Origin of the sequence: Kribbella sp. NBC_00359, from assembly GCF_036097425.1 — a bacterium.
GTDB lineage: Bacteria > Actinomycetota > Actinomycetes > Propionibacteriales > Kribbellaceae > Kribbella.
This window is the reverse complement of sequence record NZ_CP107975.1, coordinates 3,842,472-3,863,109: the sequence shown is the minus strand read 5'-3', so window position 1 is coordinate 3,863,109 and position 20,638 is coordinate 3,842,472. Positions and strand designations below refer to the sequence as shown.

The 20,638-nt window shown below is 69.3% G+C and carries 18 protein-coding genes; 4 read left to right on the top strand and 14 right to left on the bottom strand.

Annotated features, from left to right (window positions below; genetic code table 11):
• Nucleotides 1-40: 40 nt before the first annotated feature.
• The 4 genes from OG876_RS18975 to OG876_RS18960 all read right to left on the bottom strand — a co-directional run bounded on the left by OG876_RS18975 (nt 41) and on the right by OG876_RS18960 (nt 4,754).
• Entirely contained in the window at nt 41-1,438 is a 1,398-nt protein-coding gene (locus OG876_RS18975) for an NAD(P)H-hydrate dehydratase (RefSeq protein WP_328526200.1), read from the bottom strand.
• Nucleotides 1,439-1,440: 2 nt separating this feature from the next.
• The gene (locus OG876_RS18970; protein ID WP_328526199.1) at nt 1,441-1,791 is read right to left on the bottom strand and encodes a holo-ACP synthase; all 351 of its coding nucleotides are present in this window, start codon (nt 1,789-1,791) and stop codon (nt 1,441-1,443) included.
• Nucleotides 1,792-1,859: 68 nt separating this feature from the next.
• A complete protein-coding gene (locus OG876_RS18965) occupies nt 1,860-2,852 on the bottom strand; it encodes a LacI family DNA-binding transcriptional regulator (RefSeq protein WP_328526198.1) in 993 nt (330 codons plus the stop codon).
• Nucleotides 2,853-2,894: 42 nt separating this feature from the next.
• On the bottom strand, nt 2,895-4,754 hold the full coding sequence (locus OG876_RS18960) for an alpha-glucuronidase (RefSeq protein ID WP_328526930.1): 1,860 nt from the start codon (nt 4,752-4,754) through the stop codon (nt 2,895-2,897).
• A gap of 148 nt (nt 4,755-4,902) precedes the next feature.
• On the opposite strand from OG876_RS18960, the gene coaA reads away from it, so the two are divergent.
• A complete protein-coding gene (coaA, locus tag OG876_RS18955) occupies nt 4,903-5,856 on the top strand; it encodes a type I pantothenate kinase (protein WP_328526197.1) in 954 nt (317 codons plus the stop codon).
• Between the two features lie 20 nt (nt 5,857-5,876).
• Here the strand turns inward: coaA and OG876_RS18950 are convergent, their stop codons facing one another.
• From OG876_RS18950 to OG876_RS18925, 6 genes are all read right to left on the bottom strand, one after another.
• Nucleotides 5,877-7,046 carry an MFS transporter gene (locus OG876_RS18950; protein WP_328526196.1) on the bottom strand — a complete coding sequence of 390 codons (1,170 nt, stop codon included), beginning with the start codon at nt 7,044-7,046 and terminating at the stop codon, nt 5,877-5,879.
• A 66-nt stretch (nt 7,047-7,112) separates the two neighbouring features.
• Nucleotides 7,113-8,378 carry an aminotransferase-like domain-containing protein gene (locus OG876_RS18945; RefSeq protein WP_328526195.1) on the bottom strand — a complete coding sequence of 422 codons (1,266 nt, stop codon included), beginning with the start codon at nt 8,376-8,378 and terminating at the stop codon, nt 7,113-7,115.
• Entirely contained in the window at nt 8,360-9,436 is a 1,077-nt protein-coding gene (locus OG876_RS18940; protein WP_328526194.1) for an alpha-hydroxy acid oxidase, read from the bottom strand. The genes OG876_RS18945 and OG876_RS18940 overlap by 19 nt, the downstream gene beginning before the upstream one ends.
• Before the next feature lie 17 nt (nt 9,437-9,453).
• Entirely contained in the window at nt 9,454-10,380 is a 927-nt protein-coding gene (locus OG876_RS18935) for an alpha/beta hydrolase (protein ID WP_328526193.1), read from the bottom strand.
• A gap of 4 nt (nt 10,381-10,384) precedes the next feature.
• Nucleotides 10,385-11,596 (bottom strand): cytochrome P450, encoded by a 1,212-nt coding sequence (locus tag OG876_RS18930; RefSeq protein WP_328526192.1) that lies wholly within the window; start codon nt 11,594-11,596, stop codon nt 10,385-10,387.
• 5 nt (nt 11,597-11,601) lie between these two features.
• Nucleotides 11,602-12,885, bottom strand: coding sequence for an SGNH/GDSL hydrolase family protein (locus OG876_RS18925; RefSeq protein ID WP_328526191.1), 1,284 nt, complete (start codon nt 12,883-12,885; stop codon nt 11,602-11,604).
• Nucleotides 12,886-13,196: 311 nt separating this feature from the next.
• On the opposite strand from OG876_RS18925, the gene OG876_RS18920 reads away from it, so the two are divergent.
• Genes OG876_RS18920 through OG876_RS18910 form a run of 3 tightly spaced genes read left to right on the top strand, consistent with a single transcriptional unit; the run spans nt 13,197 to nt 16,647 of the window.
• Nucleotides 13,197-14,732: a class I adenylate-forming enzyme family protein gene (locus OG876_RS18920; protein WP_328526190.1), complete on the top strand. Its 1,536-nt coding sequence runs from the start codon at nt 13,197-13,199 to the stop codon at nt 14,730-14,732.
• Nucleotides 14,732-15,946 (top strand): MFS transporter, encoded by a 1,215-nt coding sequence (locus OG876_RS18915; RefSeq protein ID WP_328526189.1) that lies wholly within the window; start codon nt 14,732-14,734, stop codon nt 15,944-15,946. Before OG876_RS18920 ends, OG876_RS18915 begins: the two co-directional genes overlap by 1 nt.
• A complete protein-coding gene (locus OG876_RS18910; RefSeq protein ID WP_328526188.1) occupies nt 15,943-16,647 on the top strand; it encodes an SGNH/GDSL hydrolase family protein in 705 nt (234 codons plus the stop codon). Before OG876_RS18915 ends, OG876_RS18910 begins: the two co-directional genes overlap by 4 nt.
• Here the strand turns inward: OG876_RS18910 and OG876_RS18905 are convergent.
• Genes OG876_RS18905 through OG876_RS18890 form a run of 4 tightly spaced genes read right to left on the bottom strand, consistent with a single transcriptional unit; the run spans nt 16,598 to nt 20,635 of the window.
• Nucleotides 16,598-17,926: a hypothetical protein gene (locus tag OG876_RS18905; RefSeq protein WP_328526187.1), complete on the bottom strand. Its 1,329-nt coding sequence runs from the start codon at nt 17,924-17,926 to the stop codon at nt 16,598-16,600. The two genes, OG876_RS18910 and OG876_RS18905, sit on opposite strands and share 50 nt — an antisense overlap.
• Nucleotides 17,923-18,897, bottom strand: a complete 975-nt coding sequence (locus OG876_RS18900) for an alpha-ketoacid dehydrogenase subunit beta (protein WP_328526186.1) — start codon at nt 18,895-18,897, stop codon at nt 17,923-17,925. The genes OG876_RS18905 and OG876_RS18900 overlap by 4 nt, the downstream gene beginning before the upstream one ends.
• Nucleotides 18,897-19,847: a thiamine pyrophosphate-dependent dehydrogenase E1 component subunit alpha gene (locus OG876_RS18895; protein ID WP_328526185.1), complete on the bottom strand. Its 951-nt coding sequence runs from the start codon at nt 19,845-19,847 to the stop codon at nt 18,897-18,899. Before OG876_RS18895 ends, OG876_RS18900 begins: the two co-directional genes overlap by 1 nt.
• 2 nt (nt 19,848-19,849) lie before the next feature.
• Nucleotides 19,850-20,635, bottom strand: a complete 786-nt coding sequence (locus tag OG876_RS18890) for a DUF3050 domain-containing protein (protein ID WP_328526184.1) — start codon at nt 20,633-20,635, stop codon at nt 19,850-19,852.
• Nucleotides 20,636-20,638: the final 3 nt, after the last annotated feature.

Sequence of the window (20,638 nt, the reverse complement as noted above, 5' to 3'; positions counted from 1 at the left end):
GGTGGAGGCACTGGCAGATCCAGTCCTACGTCCACACCACTCAGGCGCGCAACAGGTACCGCGTGGCTTCCGGCAGAGCGGCCGCCACCGAGAGGGCCGTGACCGGGGCACTCGACGAAGCGAGGTTGGCCGCGGCGGCGTGCAGATAGGCGCCGAGGGAAGCCGCATCGAGGGCCGTCAGACCGGACGCGAGCAGCGCGCCGCAGAGACCGGCCAGGACGTCGCCCGCACCCGCGGTGGCCAGCCACGGGGTGGCGTTGGTGTTGACGCGGACGTGCCCGTCGGGAGTGGCGATGACGGTCGTCGAGCCCTTGAGGAGGACGGTGACGTCGAAGCGTTCGGCGGCGAGCCGGGCGTGCTCGAGGCGCTTGGCTTCCACCGTGGAGCGGTCGACGCCGAGCATGCGGGCCAGCTCGCCGGCGTGCGGGGTGACGAGTACGCCGGTGTGGTCGCCGGACTCGTCAAGCGCCTTCAGTCCGTCCGCATCGAGCACGACGGGCTCCTCGGCGTCGAGGAGTTCGCGGATCCGGTCGATGTCCAGTTCGTCGCCGAGACCGGAGCCGATGGTCCAGGCCTGCACACGTCCGTCGCCGGCCACGATCTCCGGGTGGGCTGCCCGGACTTCGGCTGCGACGGCGTCCGGGCCGACGTACCGGACCATGCCGACGGGGCCGCCGAGGGCGCCGGCGGTGGCGATGACCGCGGCGCCCGGGTACTGCGTGGAGCCGACCATCAGGCCGAGCACGCCGCGGGAGTACTTGTCGGACTCGCCGTGGGGGACGGGGTAGCGGGCGCGGACGTCGGCGGCCTGGAGGGATTCGATCGGGGCCGGTGGGAGGTCGAGGCCGATCTCGACGAGGTGGACCGGGCCGCAGGCGGTGGCGGCGGGGTCGATGAAGTGGCAGATCTTGTGGGTGCCGAAGGTGACGGTGAGTGCCGCACGGACGTGCGGTTCCCGGGTCTCACCCGTGTCGACGTCGACGCCGGACGGGGTGTCGACGGCGACGATCGGTACGTCGTACTCGTCGGCCAACTCGACGGCGGCCAAGGCATCCGGGCGGAGGCCGGGGCGACCGCCGATGCCGACGATGCCGTCGACCACCACGTCGGCGGTGCGGATGTCGTCGGTCGAACCGACCCGTCCGCCGGCGGCCAGGAGTGCGTCGAGGCCTTCGGCATGGGCCTTGGCGGAGAGCAGGATGGCGGTGACCTGGGCACCGCGGAGGGCGAGCCGGGCACCGGCGTACAAGGCGTCACCGCCGTTGTCGCCGGAGCCGATCAGCAGGACGACCCGGGTGCCGTACGTCCCGCCGAGGAAGTTGCTGATGGCAACTGCCAGGCCTGTCGCCGCCCGCTGCATCAAGGTGCCCTCGGGCACCCGGGCCATCAGCTCGGCCTCGGCGGCCCGGACCTGTTCGACGGTGTGTGCGCGACGCATACTCAGCCCTCCAGGATGACGACGGCGGAAGCGATGCCGGCGTCGTGGCTCAGCGACAGATGCAGACTCTGGACGCCGAGGCGTGAAGCCTGGGCCGCGACTGTGCCGGTGATCTCCAGCCAGGGGCGACCGGTTTCGTCGGTCTGCACCTCGGCGTCGTGCCACAGCATGCCCGCGGGTGCGCCGAGTGCCTTGGCGAGCGCTTCCTTCGCCGCGAAGCGAGCAGCCAGCGAAGCCGGCGGCCGGACCGCCTCGGTCGGCGTGAACACCCGATCCCGCAGACCGGGCGTTCGTTCGAGCGTCTTCATGAACCGCTCGACGTCGACCACATCAATGCCCACGCCGACGATCATGGTTCTCACCCTAACCGGACGCCTCCGGCGAGGAGCACGCGCCGCGGGCGGGGCGGAAGTCAGGACGGTCAGCCGGACGGTGCGGCTGTGGACTGCCGGATCCGCATGGCGACGGCGAGGTCCATGCGGAGGGCCGCCGGGGTGATGCCGCGGGCAAGGTCGAGAACCAGGCGGGCGGCGAGTTCGGCCATCTGGTGCAGCGGCTGGTGGACGGTCGTCAGCGTCGGGCCGACCCATTGCGCCACCGGGAGGTCGTCGTACCCGACCACCGAGAGGTCGCGCGGGATGTCGAGCGCGAGCTCCCGCGCGGCCTGGTAGACACCGAGCGCCTGCATGTCACTGCCCGCGAAGATCGCCGTCGGCCGCTCCGGCAACCGGAGCAGCGCGAGAGCTTCCCGGTGACCGCCGCCGACGCTGAAGTCGCCGGCGCGGATCAGCTCGGGATCGACCGCGATCCCGGTCGAGCGCAACGCGTCCTGGTACCCGTCGACGCGCATCCGCGAGCAGAGCGTCTCGACCGGGCCGCCGATCATCCCGATCCGGGTGTGCCCGAGCTTGCGCAGATGCAGGGTCGCCATCCGCCCACCGTTCCAGTTCGCCGAGCCGATGGACGGTACGTCGTCCCCCTCGTCACCGATCGGGTCGACCACGACGAACGGGATCCGCCGTGCCTCCAGTTGCGCCCGCTGGTCCGGGTCGAGGTCGGAGAACACCATGATCACGCCGAGCGGCCGGCGGTTCAGGACGGACTCGATCCACTCCTGCCGCGGCCGCCGGGCGTCGCCACACTCGGACAGCACCAGCTCGACGCCCTCCGCCCGGAGCACACCCTCGACCCCGCGGATCAGCTGGATCGCCCACTCCCCACTCAGCTCGGGGAACACCAGGTCGATCATCGGGCTGCTCGCCGTACTCGCGGTCCGGCGCTGGTAGCCGTGCTCCTGGATGATGCCCTCGACCTTGGCCCGGGTGTCCGCGGCGACGTCGGCGCGACCGTTCAGCACCTTCGAGACGGTGGGGACCGAGACCCCGGCCTGCTCCGCGATCTTCGCGATCGTCATCCGCTGACCCACGAGCGCCTCCCCTCGAAACTTTCGGCCAGCCTACCCGTAGATCGTGCGCCCCTCCGCGTCGCGGATCCCGCTGAGACGGTAGAAGTACGTGTTCACCTGATCCCGCCAGTCGGCGGCGTTGGCGAGCTGCGCCTCCAGCCGGGAGGTGACGTTCTCGCGCACCACGGGCTCGAAGCGGTCCGCGATGGCCTTCCAGCGGGTCAGCATCGCCGCCACCTCGGCGTACCCCTGGAAGTGGGTGTCGTAGATGTGCTGCAGGACCGTGCGGCCGTTCTGCAGCACGTGGTCGTACCGGACGTGATGGAAGAACAGTAGGAGTTCGTCGGGGCAGGTGCTGACGTTCTCGTAGCGGCTCGCCAAGGGCTCGGGGTACTGCGCGGTGAAGCCGGAGCCGGTCGCGACCGTGCGGTCGACGCCGACGCCGTAGCGGTCGGCGAAGTGGTACGTCCCGCGCGCCGAGTACTCGTACCCGTTCACGTTCGGGCCGTAATGCGTCTCCGGCGCGACCATGAACCCGACCCCGAGCGGCGCGGTGTAACGCTCGTACGTCTGCCAGGACCCGGCCATGATCGACACCAGCTCGGAGCGGGTCCGATCGTCCATCGCGAAGGTCGCCGCGGCCCACTCGTGCAGCAGGCTGACCGGATCGGCACCCGGATCCCAGGCCAGCCGGCCGTACGCATACAGGTTGCTCTGGGCAAGCTTGTGCCCGGTCCAGTTCGGATCGTCGCCGACGTTGGCGACGGCAACGATCGCGTCGGTGCGCTCGGCGACGGTTGACCCACCTGATCCGGTCGTGTCGAACTGCAGGATCTCCCGCCACCACGGCCCGAGGTAGCACAGATCCTGCTGCTGCCCGGTGTACTCCTGCGTCACCTGCAACTCCACCGCGAACGCGGTCTCCTGCAACTCCCCCAGCAACGGCGACATCGCCTCGCGCGCCTGGAAGTCCAGCGGCCCGTGCTTCACCTGCAGTACGACGTTCTCGTCGAACCGCCCGTCCAGCGGGATGAAGTGGTCGTACGCCGCCCGCGCGCGATCCGTCCGCCGATCCCGCCAGTCCGGCCGGCCGCCGTACCCGGAACACCGCCAGAACACACTCCCGCCGTACGGCGCCAACGCCCGGGCGAGCAGGTTCGCACCGTCTGCGGGCGACCATCCTTCGGAGTCCGCCGACACCATCAACCCACCGAGATCGGGTACGGCGTCGTACAGGCGCCCGACCGCGGCCGACCACCACTGCGCCGCCCGCTCGTCCGGTGGATCGGTCATCTCGACCGCCAGGCTCAGCGCGATCCCGTACTCGCGGAACACCGCCGCCAGCCGGGACACATCCGGGAGATGGTCGGTGAGCAACCGGGTCTCGGCCATCGCGACCGCGTTGATCCCTATCGACGCCAGCATCCGGGCGTACGCCCGCACCCGGGTCAGGTCCTGGACCACCCGGCCGTCGCGGAAGAATATCGACCCACCGGAGTACCCGCGCTCGACGGAGCCCGTCAAGTTGTCCCAGTGATCCAGCATCCGGACCGGGATGGCCGGCCGCTCGACCACGGTGAAGTCGCCGGTCATCCACTCGAAGTACCGCAGCAGGTAGAAGTGCCCGTACAGCAAGCCACGGCCGCCCTCGGCGGCGACGACCAGTTGGTTGCCTCGTCGCACCACCACGAAGCCTTCCGCGCCCAGCCCGTCGAGCGGCAGCGCGGCCTCGACCTCCTGCCACAACGGCGATTCCCGGACCCGGGTCAGCACGCACAGCGCGACTTCCACGCCGTTGCGGATCCGGCGGGTCTGCCGCAGCTCGGCCCGGATCGTCTGGGCCAGCGCCCCCGAGGCGTGCACGGTCACCTCGGGCAACCGCTGAGCGCCGAGCCAGCAGGGGTCGAACATCACGCCGGATCCTTGCACACGACCCCGGTCACTCCGGGGCGCCGCGGGTCCGAAAGTTTCGGCGGTCGCGGATCCGGCGGCCGGTTGAGACGAAGGCCACGTCTGCCCGGTGTGGGTGCTCCCCCGGCGGATGGGAAGAATGGGGCTCATGCTGCAGCCGTCGCGGGAGGTGACTCCCTACACCGAGCTCGACCGTGCCGCCTGGGCGCAACTGGCCGAGACGACAGTCTCCCCGCTGACGGCGGACGAGATCGAGCGGCTGCGCGGTCTCGGTGACGAGATCGACATGGACGAGGTCCGCGAGGTCTACCTGCCGTTGTCGCGGATCCTCTCGCTCTATGTCCGGCACGCCCGCGCGCTGCACGCCGACACCGAGAGCTTCCTCGGCAAGCCGGCCGCGACCCGGACCCCGTTCGTGATCGGCATCGGCGGATCGGTTGCCGTCGGCAAGTCCACCACCGCCCGCTTGCTGCGCGAACTGCTGGCCCGCTGGCCCGAGCACCCGCGGGTCGCGCTCGTCACCACCGACGGCTTCCTCTGGCCGAACGCGGAGCTCGAGCGCCGGAGCCTGATGATGCGCAAGGGCTTCCCGGAGTCGTACGACCGCAAGTCGCTGCTGCGCTTCGTGGTCGAGGTGAAGTCCGGCATGGACGCGGTCGAGGCGCCGGTCTACTCCCACCTGCACTACGACCGGATGAACGGCGTACGGACGACCGTCGAGCAGCCCGACATCCTGCTGCTCGAGGGCCTGAACGTCCTGCAGCCCGCGCCCCGGCACGCGGACGGCAAGAGCGGCCTCGCGGTCAGCGACTTCTTCGACTTCTCCGTGTACGTCGACGCGGCCGCCGACGACATCCGGTCCTGGTACGTGCACCGCTTCCTCAAACTGTGGGAGACGGCGTTCCGCAACCCGGAGTCGTACTTCGTCCGGTACGGCGAGCTGAGCCGGGAGGAAGCGGTCAAGAAGGCCGAGTCGCTCTGGGACGGCATCAACGGCCCCAACCTGCGCGAGAACATCCTCCCCACCCGCTCCCGCGCCACCTTGGTCCTCCGCAAAGGACCCGACCACGCCGTCCGCTGGGTCAGGCTCCGCAAACTCTGACCCCCACCCCACCACCCCGGTCAGGGGAAAGCTCTGACCGCAGGTACGACGGCCACCGCGACGACAACCGCGGTCAGTCCGAAGGCCAGCGGGAATCCGGTCCCGGCGACCACGGCACCGAAGATGATGGCGCCCATTCCCCAGCCACCGTCGTACGCGAGGTTCCACAACGCGCTCACCTGGCCGTAGCGGGATGCCGGGACGCGGTTGTACATCAGGGTGAGAGTGAGGTTCTGCGCGGCGCCGAAGCCGATGCCGAACAGGGTCGAGCCCATCACGATGGCGATCGGGGTGCCGATCAGTACGAGCGATCCCGCACCCAGCGAGGCGAGGACCAGGGCCGGTGCCAGCAGCTTCGCCGGCCCTACGCGGTCGCCGTACCGGCCGGCCAGCCAGCGCGCGCCGGGCGCGGTCGCGGCCTGCAGCAGCAGAGCGGTGGCGACGAGGGACTGCTTGTCCGCGGCGACGGCCAGGGGCAGGAAGGTGACGCTGATCCCGGCGGCAACAGTCACGGCCGCGAAGACGAAGGTCGGCATCAGCAGACCGCTGCGTCGTACGCCACCGAGCACCTTCACGTGCTGCTCCTCGGCACTGACCCGAGCAGGCAGCCCCACAAGAGTGACGAGTCCGGCGAGCGAGCTGAACGCCGCGAGGATGAACAGGGCGTCGAAGCCGATCCGGTTGGTCAGGTAGACGCCGAGCGGCAGGCCGATGACGGCGGGCACGCCGACTGCGATGCCGTAGACGCCCAATCCCTCGCCGCGGCGAGCCGCGGGCGTGAGGTCGGCGACCAGGGCGACCGCGCCGACGACCAGGATCGCCAGGCCGGCGCCGCGAACGACGCAGACGGCGAGGACCGCCGGCAGCGACGCGGTGGTCAGGAGGACCAGCGAGGGTGCGCCGAGGAGCATCAGCCCGAGACCCAGGACGACCTGGTAGCCCCAGCGGGCCAGCATCCGCGGCACGAGCAGCTCGACGCCGACCGCGGACAGCATCATCGCGCCGGTCGACAGCCCGGCCCCGATCCCGCCCGAGCCGTTGGCGGCCAGGTAGAGCGGGACGACCGAGGTGAGCAGGTACATGCTCAGCCCGGACCCGAACACCATCACCAGCAACCGCCCGAACTGGCCGGTCACCAGGCGCTCGGCGGTGGCTACCTGGACGGTGGGGATCTCGCACGCGGTGGTCATGACTTCACGCTAGAAGTGGACCGGCACGCCCTACAGATCCAGTTCGGGACCGTCCGGGAGGACCAGTTACGGCAGTTGGTCGGCGATGAGCGCGGCGAGACGGTTCAGGGCGGCGTCGATCTGGACCGGCGTGACCGCGCTGCACGACAGGCGCAGGGCGTGGATCGGGGTGTCGCCCTCGTAGAAGTGGCTCATCGGGGTCCAGAGCACACCGTACTCGTGGGCCGACCTCTCCAGCAGTACGTCGTCGACCGGGAACGGCACGGTGACGACCACGAAGAAGCCGCCGGACGGCACGGTCCAGGTGATCTCACCGCCGGGGAACCTGGCGGCCAAGCCGTCGGTGATCGCGCGGAGGTTGGCGGCGTACACCGCGCGCTCGCGCCGGTTCGCGGCGACCAGGCTGCAGTCGTGCGCGAGCAGCTTGCCGCCGATCACCGCCTGCGCGACCGGCGAGGTGTTGACGGTGAGCATGCTCTTGAGCTTCGACAGTTCGTCGGCCAGCAGGTTGATGCTCCCGCCCGGGGCGGCGACGGTCTGGTCGGCGACGACGTACCCGACCCGCGCGCCGGGCAGGCCGGTCTTGGCGAACGAACCGAGGTAGATGACGCGGCGCTCGGTGTCGAGGGCCTTCAGCGTCGGCACGCGAGCAACGCCCCAGGCCGGGAACAGTCCGTACGGGTTGTCCTCGAGCAGGAGCATTTCCTGCTCGGCCGCGACCTCCAGCAATCGCCGTCTGGCATCCACATCGAGGCTGAGCCCGGAAGGGTTGGCGAAGTCCGGCATCACATAGCAAGCGCGCGGGCGCAGCCCGTCCGCGCGGACGGCCTTCACCACCGCGGCGAGATCGTCGTCCTCGGTCACCGGCAGCACGGGGAAGTCGAGCAAGCGAGCCGCACCGGTGATTCCGACGTACGTCGGGGAGATCGCCAGCAGCACGTCGTCCGGACCGGAGCGCAGTGCCCGCAGGGTGAGAACCATTGCCTCCTGGCAGCCGACCGTGACGACGATCGCCTCGGGATCGACGTGGATGTCCTCGTCGACGGCGAGGTTGCGGGCGACCAGGTCGTGGATGATGCCCTTGGTCCGGCCGTACTGGAAGATCGTCCGCCGCACCGCGGACTCGTCGTACCCCTTCGAGCGCAGATGATCGGCGAACAGGTCCAGGTAGCGATGCAGGTCCTCGAGCGCGAAGAACTCCTCGGTCGGCCGCCCGGCGGCGAGCGAGATCGCATCCGGGTAGTGGTGCGACACCTCGTTGAGGAAGTTCATCGAATTCAGCGCGCGGTCGGTGAGCGAGCCGTGCAGCTCGGTCAGCTCGAGATCAGCCATGGCGTCCTCCCCGTCGTCAGCCGCGCGACCGCGGCCAGGTCCCCACATCCGGCCAGCAGCATCGCATCGCGCAGCTCTTGTCCGAGGAGAGCCAGCGCTTCATCCACAGCTTCCACAGCAAGTGCCCACAGCAACGGCCGTCCGATCAGTACGGCGGACGCACCCAGCGCGAGCGCCTTCACCACATCGATGCCACCTCGCACTCCACCGTCCACCAGCACGGCGCAGTGGTTGCCGACAGCATCGACAACCGGTCCGAGCGCATCGATCGAGGCCGGTGCGCCGTCCAGCTGGCGTCCACCGTGGTTCGAGACCACCACCCCGTCCACACCCAGGTCAGCGGCGCGCCTGGCGTCGCGGGGGTCCAGAATCCCCTTCACCACCAGCGGCAGTTCACTGGAACTTCGAAGCCACTGCAGGTCCGACCAGCCGACGGCGGGATCGAACGCGGACGCGGTGTGCGCGGCGATCGCCGACAGCCCGGGTACGGCGGAATGTGCCTCTGTCACCATGTCGACAATGTTGGCCGCGACCACCTCCGGCGGCAGTGCGAAGGAGTTGCGGACGTCGCGCAGCCGGCGTCCCATCACCGGAACGTCGACGGTCACCATCAGTGCACCGCAACCCGCTGCGGTGGCACGCTCCGCGAGAGTCCTGACCAGGCCGCGATCTCGTAACCAGTACAGCTGGAACCATGAGGGCGTGACCGCGGCGATCTTCTCCAACGGGACACTGCTCAGAGTGCTGATGACATAAGGGATTCCGGCTGTCGCGGCCGCGGCCGCGAGGAGGAGTTCCCCTTCGGGATGCAGAAGCCGCTGGTAGGCCATCGGAGCGACCGCGACCGGCATCGCGAACTGACCGCCGAGCAGCGTGCACGACGTGCCGGGCTCGTCGACCCCGGCGAGCACGCGGGGTGTGACCGTGATCGAGTCCAGCGCCGCACGGTTGAGCCGCAGCGTGGTCTCCGAGCCGCTGCCGCCGGCAACGAAGTCCCGGACCTCGGCCGGGAGGACCGCGGCCGCGAGGGACTCGTAGTCGACGAGGCTGTCAGCCATCGTGGCTCGCGCATTCCTCAGGCATCGCGGAAGATCTCCGCCAGCCAGGCCGACGCCTCGGCCATCGCCAACTTGCCGCCGTCCAGGATGCCGGACATTGCGAAGAAGCCGTGCACCATCCCGTCGTACCGGCTGAGGGTGGTCGGGACGCCGGCGGCGTGCAGCTTCTCGGCGTAGTACTCGCCTTCGTCGCGGAGCGGGTCGTACTCCGCGGTGATCACCAGCGCGGGAGGGAGATCCGCGTGCGACTCGGCGAGCAGTGGTGACGCGAGTGGGTTGAGACCGTCGGCCGGGTCGGTCAGGTAGTGGTCCCAGTACCAACCGACCGAGGTCTTGTTGAAGAGGTACGGATCGTCGCCGGCCCGCATCGAGATGGTGTCCGAGCCGTAGCGGGTGTTCGGGTAGACGAGCAACTGCCCGGCCAGCGTCGGACCGTTGTCGCGGGCAAGCAACGTGGTCGCCGCCGCGAGGTTGCCGCCGGCACTGTCACCACCGACGACCAGCCGCGACGGATCGACCTGCAACTTGCCCGCGTGCGCGGCGATCCACTGCGTGGCGTCGTGGCAGTCGTGCACCGCGGCCGGGAACGGATGCTCCGGCGCCAGCCGATAGCCGACCGTGATCACCTGACAGGGAACGGCATTGGCCAGCTTGCGGCTGATGCCGTCGGCGGTCTCGATGCTGCCCAGCGTCCACCCGCCGCCGAAGAAGTAGATCACCGTCGGCAGTGGACCGGTCAGATCCGGCCGGTAGACCCGCAGCGGTACGCCGCCCTCGGTCGTGAGGTCCTCCACGTGGTGAACGGGCTCGACATCCCCACCCGCGGCCTGGATGGACGCGAGGTCGGCCGCCCTGGCCTCGGCCAGGGTCTGGGTGTAGAGCTGTGGCACCTGGTTGCCCTCACGCTCGGCGCGCATCGCCTCGACCTGCGGGTCCAACGGCATCGCTTCACCCCAATCGGATCGGCATGGAACTGTGTCCACGCAACAGCAGGCTATGACTGCGCACCGGCTCTCCCACGAACCGCAGGTTCGGGAACCGTTGGAACAGCTGCCCGAACGCCGCACGCCCTTCCATCCGGGCGAGCGCGGCCCCGACGCAGTAGAACGGACCCGCTCCGAACGACAGGTGCTGCAGATCGTCGCGTCCCGGATCGAAGGTGTCCGCGTCCGCATGCTTGACCGGATCGCGGTTCGCCGCGCCGAGCAGGATGAGGACGAGACTCCCCGCGCTGATCGGCTCGCCAGCCAGTTCGAGGTCGACGGATGCCTTCCGGCTGATCAACTGCACCGAGCTCTGGTGCCGGAGGATCTCCTCGACGTAGTCCGCCGCCAGTCCGGGATCGTCGCGCAGGGCCTCGACCAGCGCGGGCTGGGAGAGGAGCTGCTCGAGTCCGTTGGTGAGGAGGTTCATCGTGGTGACGAAGCTGGCGTTCACCAGCACGAGCAGGTTGTCGATCAGCTCCTGCTCGTCGATGCCCGAGGTCCCCGAATCCAGGGCATGCACCAGCGATCCGACCAGGTCGTCGCGCGGGCGGATCCGGCGGTCGGCGATCATCCGGGCGTAGTAGTCGTTGAGTTCCTCGGCCGCCTGGTTCGCCGCCGCCAGCCGCTCGGGAGCCTTGCCGCCGAGGTCCAGATAGTCGTCTATCCGCTGCGTCCGGTCCCGGAACCAGCCGAGGTCCGAGCGCGGGATGCCCAGGAACGTGCCGATCACGGTGATCGGCAACCGGTAGGCGAAGTCGACAAAATCGATCACCTGGCCGTCGGCACCGGCCTTGCCCAGGTCGTCCAGGAGCTCGGCGGCCAATGCGTCCACCACCGGCTCGAACCCAGTCAGCCGGCGTGGCGTGAGGACCGCCTGGAACACCTTGCGCATCCGCAGATGGTCCGGCTCGTTGCGGAACATCATCGACCCGCCGAGCCGTCGCAGTACCGGCTCCTTCGGGTTCGGATCCGCCGACAGCAACCGGTGGAACCTGGTGTCCTTCAGCGCCTCCTGGGCGGCGTCGTACCCGTTGACGACCACCGCGTACGGCGAACTCCCGGGAGCGAGCCGGCAGACCGGGCCGATCCGATGCAGCTCGGCGAAGAGCGGCATCGGATCGCGGCGCCCGTCCTCGGATCCCAGCGCGGCAAGGATCTCGTTGGCGGTGCGCATCCCGGTCAGCGCACCAGGTTCAGCGGGACGGAGGCGGCCATCGCCTGGTAGCCCGTGTCGTTCGGGTGGATGTGGTCACCGGAGTCCAGCGCCGCCAGCAGCTTCGAAGGCGCGGCCGGGTCGCGCAGCACCTTGTCGAAGTCGAGCACGCCGTCGAACTCGTGGCTCGAGCGCAGGTAGCTGTTCACCGCCTGCCGGGTGGCCTCCTTCGCCGGCGTCCAGCTGTCGGTGCCGGAGAGTCCCTCGAACGGCGTGATCGTGGTGACCAGGCTGCGCAGTCCGCGTTCCTTGGCCTGCGCGTTGACCTGCCGGAGCGCGCCGATGATCTCGGCCGCCGAATCGTCGGACATCCAGATGTCGTTGATGCCCAGCTCGGTGATGACGGTGCGTACGTCGGTCTGCGCGAACACGTCCTCGTTCAGCCGGGCCAGCGAGTTCACCCCGACCTCACCGAAACCAGGGAACGCGCCGTTGTCGGACGGCTCGGTGCCCTCGTGGTTGAGCCGGCTCCCGGCCAGCCCCGCGTTCAGCACGCTCGGGAACGGCTTGTGCCCGGCCGCCGCGGCCAACCGCTCGGCGAGCTGGTCGGGCCAGCGATTGTTCGCGTTGAACGTGCTGTTGGTGCCGTCGGTGATCGAGTCGCCGAGCACGACGATCGAGCCGTCCGAGTCGTCGGTCTGCACGTCCACGCCGGACAGGAAGAACCAGCAGCAGTGCCGGGTCAGCGTGTAGGCCGCACCGCCGGGCTGGGTGACCAGGTTCGTCGGGCCGACGAAGTTGTCCTGGATCGACGAGCCGTGGAACGTGGTCGGGCCGGTGTTCTCCGGGAAGTAGAGGCTGATGACGAGGTCGTCGAGCGTGCCCAGCGGCAGGTTCACCGGATCGCTCAGCAGTTCGCTGCCCTTCACCATCGATGCGCTGCCGGAGCCGTTGAACGTCAACGTCCGCAGGGTGTTCGGGTCGATGTCGGACAGCTCCGGTGTCGACTTGTTGGACTTGGCAACGGTTGCCGCGCCGACGGTGACGGTCTTCTCGCCGTAGATGTTCGACAGCCGGATCCGGATCTTGTCGCCGCCGACGGTCGGCCGGACCACCAGCCGGACGCTCTGGTCGGTCAGGCCGGTGTTGGTCGAGCCGGTCGCGTCGCCGTGGGTGACCGCGGTCGCCCACGTGCCGACCCACGCATCGTCGTGACGGCTCTGGCTGGAGCTCGCCCCGGCCAGGCTGGAGCCGGCCAGGGTCAGTGCGGCGGTCACCGCGACCGCACGCCAACTGCTGGAAATGTGCATGGACGGACCTCCTGGCGGAATCGGATGCGGACGGAACGTAATACGCGGCGAGGAATCCGGTCAATGCACAGCAATTGCATTTCCGAAATTCATCGGCCAACGGTTAGCGGACCCCTTCCGGACCCGTTTCGCAGGGGTATTCCTTCACCCGCGCGAGGGTGTGACCGACCGACTGCGGAGCGCGACGGTCCGCCTGCCGTAGAACGGTTTCCAGCCTCTGGCGGGCGCCCGGCGCTTCCAGTAGAGTCGCCTCGACGGCTGGGGGTGGCCGGAGTCGAGGGGAACCTTACGAAATGCCGCCTGAATTCGTCATGCCCAATTATGTGCTGCGGGTGTTAACGCTGTTCGAGCAATTCTCGGAGCGGCTCGCGCTGGTCCGCGGAGTTCGCCGGGCGACGTACGGCGAACTGACCGCCGACGTACTGCGGATCGCGGCGGCGCTGCGCGACGCGGGCATCCGTCCCGGTGGCAAGGTGCTGGTGATGGCGGCGAACTGCTTCGACGCCCCGGCGCTCCAACTGGCGCTGCACCTGCACGGCTGCCGCGTGCTCTGGAGCGCGCCGATCACCTCCCGCCGGGAGATCGACCGGTTCGCCGCGCTGTCCGACGCGGACGCGTTCGTGTACGACCCCGACGGCACCGGGGATCTCGGTCGTGCGCTCGCCGCGTCCCTGGCGCCGATGCCCGTGTTCCAGGTGGCCGAGCTCTTGACCGGCGGAGCGCCGTACGTGATCGATCCGTCGGTGCCGGCGCCCGACTCGGTGCTGCAGACGAGTGGGACGACCGGCGATCCCAAGCTGGTCCACCACACGCAGAGCTTCTACGAGCAGATCCTCGATCTGGCGGACGCGTTCGTCGCCAACGGGTTCCCGTTGCTGCGGCACTACTCGGGTTCGCCGCTGTGGCTGGCGAGCGGACAGATCACCAGCTTCTTCAACCTGTTCACAGGTGGGGTGCTGTTCCTGACCGACACCTGGTCGCCGGACGAGTTCTACCGGACTGTGTCGGCCGAGCGGATCACGTCGACGTACGTGACGCCGCCGATGCTGTACGAGGTGCTTGATCATCCGGGTGGTGAGGACTTCGACTGCAGCAGCCTGTTCATGCTCAATGTCGGCGCCGGACCGGCGACGCCCGCCCGGCTGCGACAGGGGATCGCCCGCTTCGGTCCGGTGCTGCGGATCGTCTACGGGCTCAGCGAAGCGGTCGTCGTCACCGCACTCCCGGGCTTGACCGAGGACCCGGCCCGTCCGGAGCGGCTGGCATCTGCGGGTACGCCGTACGGCGATGTGCGGCTGGAGATCCGGGACGACGACGGCAAGGTGCTCGACGCGGGACAGACCGGGGAGGTGTGGGTGCAGAGCAAGCTCACCTTCGCCGGGTACCTCGGCCTGCCGGAGCTCACCGCCGAGACGCTCGTCGACGGCTGGCTCCGCACCCGGGATCTCGGCTACCTGGACTCCGACGGGTACCTGTTCCTGGTCGACCGCGTGCACGACATGATCGTCACCACCCGCCGCAACTGGGCCATCTTCTGCCGCCCGATCGAGGACGTCCTCGCCAGTCACCCCGCAGTGCGGACCGCTGCGGTCATCGGCGTACCGGATCCGGTGGTCGGCGAGGCGGTCCACGCCTTCGTCGTCACGCGCTCCCCAGTCACCGTCGAGGAGCTCCAGCAGACGGTCGCCACGACGTTGAACGAGATGTGGGCTCCCGCGGCGATCGACTTCGTGGACGAGTTGCCGCTGACCCGGATCCTGAAGGTCGACAAGGTTGCCCTCCGCAAGCTCTACCTGGAACTGCATCCGGTCCACGGTCCGGACGACGTGGCGGTGGGAGCCAGGTGATGACGCCCCGGCGGGGACTCGTGATCCTCTTCGTCGCCGACGTCCTGTCCGCTGTGGGGAGCAGGATCTCCATGGTCGCGATTCCCTGGTTGGTGCTGGTGACCACGGGGAGTGCGGCGCGGATGGGGCTGGTGGCGGCGGTCGAGATGGTGCCGTACATCGTGGCCAGCATCATGGCCGGGCCGATCATCGACAGCCTCGGGCCGCGGCGTACCTCGATTCTCGCCAACCTCTGTAGCGCGGTGGCGGTCGGCGCGATCGCTGCGACCACCCAGCTGGGTTTCACCGCCCTCCTCGTGCTCGTCGCCGTGGCGGGTGCGCTGCGTGGCGCCGCCGACCGGTCCAAGGATCTGCTCGTCCGGCCGATGGCAGAGGCAGCCGACGTCGAACTGATCCGCATCACCTCGCTCCATGAGGCTTTCGCCCGCGGCGCGACCCTGCTGGCCGCTCCCCTGGCCGGCCTGCTGATCTACTGGACCGACGCAGCCTCAGTGCTCTGGATCGACGCGGTCACCTTCCTGGTCTGCGGCCTCCTGGTCGCGGGGTTCGTCCGTCCACCGTCGGTAGTCGCCGCGGTCAGAGACAAGTACTTCCGCTCCCTCGCCGAGGGGTTCTCCTTCGTCCGGCGCGACGAACTGCTCGCCACGATGCTGATCACCACGTTCACCATCAACATCTTCGCCAGCGCGAGTACGGCGGTCTTCATCCCGGTGTGGGTCGCCGACCAACTCGGCTCCGCGGCCGGACTGGGCCTCACGCTCGGCGCGTTCTCGGCCGGGGCACTGCTCGGCAGCATCGTCTTCGCCGTTCTCGCCACCAAGGTGCCGCGGTATCTGACCTTCGCGATCGGGGCCTTCGTCGGTGGCAGTCCGCGACTGCTCGTGCTCGGCCTCAGCGACAACCTGCTCCTGGTGATGGTGGTGACGTTCCTGTCCGGCATCGGCATCGCCGCGATCAACCCCGTCTTCGGCGCGGCGCTCTACGAGCATGTCCCGAAGAACCTGCAGGCACGGGTGATCGGACTGGTCGCGGCAACGTCGTTCGCCGGCCTCCCGCTCGGGGCGCTCCTGGCCGGCTACCTGGTGAGCGCCGTAGGACTGACTCCGGCGCTGATCTCTTCGGGGATCGTCTGCCTGCTGGTCAGCAGCTACCCCTTGCTCCGGCGCGGACCGGGCAAGGTCCTCGACGCTCCGGCATCGGTGGAGGCCACATGAACGAATCCACGGACCCGTACTGCCTCAAGCCCGGCGAGAGCCGCGAACTGCTCGCCGGTCACCCCTGGCGGCGGTTTGTCGTGCTCGGCGACAGCGTCGCGGAGGGGCTGTGCGAACCGGTCGACGGCTACAGCAAGCTGCAATGGGCCGACCGGATCGCCGCCGAGCTCCGCGCGGTTCAGCCGGAGCTCGTCTACCGCAACCTCGGCGTCAGCGGTCTGCGGACGCGCGAGATCCTGGCCGGCCAACTCGAGCCGGCGCTCGTGTTCGGCCCCGACCTCGCGCTCGTAGTCGGCGGCGGCAACGACGCCTTCCCGGCCACGTACGACGCCGACCGGGTCGATCGCGAACTCACGCTGATGATCACCACCCTGCAGGACGCCGGGGCGGACGTGATGACGCTGGGCATGTTCGACATCTCCTACAGCCCGGCCGTCGCGGACTGGCTCAGACCGGGCCTTCGGCAACGAATGCGAACCCTCTCCGACCGGACCGCCGCTCTGGCCGGCACGCTCGGCACGATCCACATCCACCTCACCGACCATCCGCTGTCCACCGACCCCGGCCTCTACAGCACCGACGGCCGCCACGGCAACGCCCGCAGCGACGCCGTCGCCACCGCCGAAACCCTCCGCGCTCTCGGCCGATGGCTCAAGGAATCAGCAGCAGACCGCTCGTCAGCGCACCCTGACCCACGTTGACCACCGGGCCGGCGCCGGGGACAGTGAAGCGCAGGTAGGCGCCGCACGGCGTGCCGGCAAACAGGTACGGCGCAATGCAGAACGGTACTGCGGCCTCGTGGGTGTCGCCGGTGGCGATCTCGACGAACTGCATGGTGAGCCGGTCGACCTCGACGTACGCCTGGAGGATGTAGCAGCCTTCGTCGAGCGCGGCATCGACGGCGTCCTGCCAGGTCTGCGGGGTGACCTCGGGGCCGACGACGACGCCGACTCCGCCGTACGAACCGGAGGGCTTCAGGACGAGGTGGTTCTGGTCGGTGATCGCGTGGTCGCGGAGGTCCGCGGACAACACCTCGGTGCGAGGGACGTGGCGGCGGACGACCTCGGCGTCCTCGGGAGACAGCAAGGGCAGGTCTTCCCAAAGCCACGCGAAGATCGTCTTGCTGGCCAGCAGCCAACTGGCCGTCTGGGTGAACATCCGCACCGCGCCCGTGCGGACCGCCGTGTGCAGAGCCTGCAACCCATCGCTCGGCTTCATGCCTTGCGGGACGAACATCCGGAGTACGGCGTCGATCGGGCCGTCGTCGACGCAGAGCCGACCCGCGTCGTCCAGGGTGAGCCACTCGACCGGGTACACACGCATGTCGAGGCCGAGTTCGCGACCGCGGTCGCTGAACGGCTCGAGCAACTTGATCATCGCCAGGCCGTCCTGCGACCCCGGATATGTGCCGCCGGTGGTGAACACCATGGCGAGCCGATCCGACTCGGTCAGCTTCAACGCCGCTCGCACCGCCTCGTACCGCGCGTCAACAGCCGATGGCGGCGCCGTCAGCCCGACCTCATCCAGCACCGGATCACCGGCGTACGCCTCGAGGAAGCGCCGCGCGACACCGTCGGAGTCGTGGGCGCCGCCGAGGGCGCTGTCGATGTTGGCCTCGACCACGTACGGCGTCCCGTCCGCGAGCAGGATGTCCGCCCGGACGCCACCGAGCAGCTCCTCGGTCAGCGGCAGCTCCTCGTCGAGCAGGTCGATGTAGCCGACGGGTAACGCGAGCGCGCGCCGCAACTCCCCCGCGGTCGTTGCCCGGCGCAAGCACGCGGCCAGGATCAGCCGGGCCACGGTCGCCGAGATGTCGGTCAACGATCGATAGGTCGCCGCCGCCATGATCGGCGGCCGGAGCGGTCGCCACTCCTTGTTGTGCGTGGCGACTCCGTCGTACACCTGCTGCCACGACTCGCTCCCCCGCGCGACAAGCGCCGTACGCGTTGCCTCGGGCAACTCGTGCCACAGATCGGTCATCGTTCCTCCAGTACGGCGTGAATCGCGGAGACGAGCTGGTCGCGGCCGGGTTGGACGGCGCGGTCCAGGGCCAGGGCGAACGGGAGCACGGCTCCGTCCGGGCGGGTCACTCGGCGCGGAGGTGCGTCGAGGGTGAAGCGTTCGGCGGCGACCGCGAGGACCTCCGCGGCGAAGCCACTGGACCGGTTGGAGTCGTCGATCACCACCAGCCGGCGGGTCTTGGCGACCGACGCTGCCAGACCGTCCGTGTCGAGTGGGTAAACGGTCCGCGGGTCGAAGACCTCGATCGAGATTCCCAGCCCGGCCAGTTCGTCCGCGACCGCCAACGCATCCTGCACGAGGTGGCCGAGGGCAACGACCGTCACGTCGCTGCCGGCACGTGCGACCCGGCCGACGCCGAGCGGCACCGGCGCGAGCGTGCCGAAGTCGACATCGTCACGGACACCGAGCGCACCGGACGGCGCGAACACCACGACCGGATCGTCGTCCCGGATCGCCGAGACCAGGAGTCCGTAGGCGTCGGCCGGAGTCGCGGGCACGACGGTCTTCACACCGACATGGGCGAACAGGGAGTACGGGTGGTCGGAGTGCTGGCCGGCCCATCCGGTCCGCGAGCCCGAACCGGGAACGACGTACGTGACCGGGACCTTGCACTGGCCGCCGGTCATCAGCGAGAACTTGTGCGCCTGGTTGGCGATCTGCTCGAAGACCAGGAACAGCAGCGACGGGATCTGGAACTCGATCACCGGCCGCATCCCGGCGAGCGCCGCGCCGGTCGCGAAGTTGGTGAAGGCCTGCTCGGACAGCGGCGTGTCGAGCACACGGTCCGGGCCGAAGCGGGCGAACAGGCCGGCGGTCAGGTTGGATGCGGCGACCCGGATGTCCTCGCCCAGCAGGAAAACCGACGGGTCCTCGGCCAGGGAGTCGCCGAGGGCGCGGTTGAGTGCCTTCAGGTACGAGAGTTTCGGCATCAGCGCAGCACCTCCGGCGAGGCGTACAGGTAGTCGAGAGCGCCCGCCGGATCCGGGTGAGCACTTCCCAAAGCGAACTCGGCCGCCGCGTCGAGCAGAACCTCGACCTCCGCGTCGACCGCCGCGCGTTTGTCGGCCGTCAGTCGGGCGCCTTGGATCTCCACCGGATCGCGCGACCGGCCGGCGGCGAGCTCCTCGGGCGAGCGGTAGGTGAGCCGGGCCCGGTGCTCGAAGGTGTGGTGAGTGTCGAAGCGGTAGGTGACGCACTCCAGGAACGTCGGTCCCTTACCAGCCCTGGCCCGCGCAACCGCCGCCATGCTTGCCTTCAGCACCGTCTCGGGATCCTGCCCGTCGATGGTAAAAGCCGGCATCCCGAACGCCCGTGCCCGGCCGGTGATGCTGCCGGCGACCGCCGACTCGACGGGCATCGTCGTCGCGTACCCGTTGTTCTCGCAGACGAAGATCACCGGCACCTGCCAGAGCGCGGCCAGGTTGAATGCTTCCAGCAACATCCCCTCGTTCATCGCGCCGTCACCGAAGAACGTGACGGCGACCGAGTCACGACCGCGCTGCCGCAAGGCCCAGGCCGCACCGGTCGCGATCGATCCGGACGCGCCGACGATCGCATTCGCGCCCAGGATTCCGAGGTTGAAGTCGGCCGCGTGCATGGACCCGCCACGGCCCTTGTTCAGCCCGCTCTCCCGGCCCATCAACTCGGCGAACAACCGCGCCGGGTCCACACCGCGGGCGAGCACGTGGCCGTGCCCGCGGTGCGTACTGGTGATCACGTCGGCGTCCGTCAGCGCCCCACACACCCCGGCCGCGATCGCCTCCTGCCCGACGTACGGATGAATCCCGCCGACGATCTCCCCGGACCGCACGAACTCGATCGCCCGCTCCTCGAACCGCCGAATCATCCGCACGGTCCGGTAGAGATCGGCACTCGTCATGGTCAGCCCTTGACCTCGGCCAGGATGGCGTCCCACAGCCGGGCGCGGGCGGCGAGCGCGGTGTTGATCGTGTCCGCACAGGCGTCCCACTTGGCCTGGTCGTCACCGCAGAGATCGGTGACCATCTGCATCGCCATCGGCGTGTGCTGCTCGCCGTCCACCTCGATGTGTCGCTCCAGGTAGTCGACGAAGGTGTTGAGCTTGTTCGACCGCTCGTTCACCGCGACCACCTGGGTGAACATGTCCGGGATCAGGTCCTCCCGGCCGAACGCGAAAGCAGCCGCCTGGCAGTGGATCGGGGCGTTCTCGATGATGTCCCAGGTCGTCCCGGCGAAGTCGATCGACGGCTGCGGTACGCCGGCCTCCCGCAGCGACTCGACCACCGAGCCGCCGTTCCGGAGCAGGTCGATCAGCCTGTCGATGGCAGCCACGTCCGCTCCGGCCTCGCGCATGCCGTTGACGTACAGCTCGAAGTGGCTGATGAACCCGTCGCCGAGTTCGTCGCTCTCCTCGACCATCACGATGTCGTTGATCAGCCTGCGGCTACCGGAGTGCGCGGTCGGGATCCAGGGCACGGTCACGCAGGTGAGTTCGCGCTGCAACGACTTGAGCAGGGACATGAAGTCCCAGACCGCGAACACGTGGTGCTCCATGAAGGTGACCAGCGCCTCGTGAGTGTCAAGGTTCGCGTAGAGCGGGTGCTGGACGACTTTGTCGCGGGCCGGGGTGACGGCCTTCTCCAACTGTTCGATGCCGGGGTGGGTCTGACCCCAGTCGTAACGGGACATGGG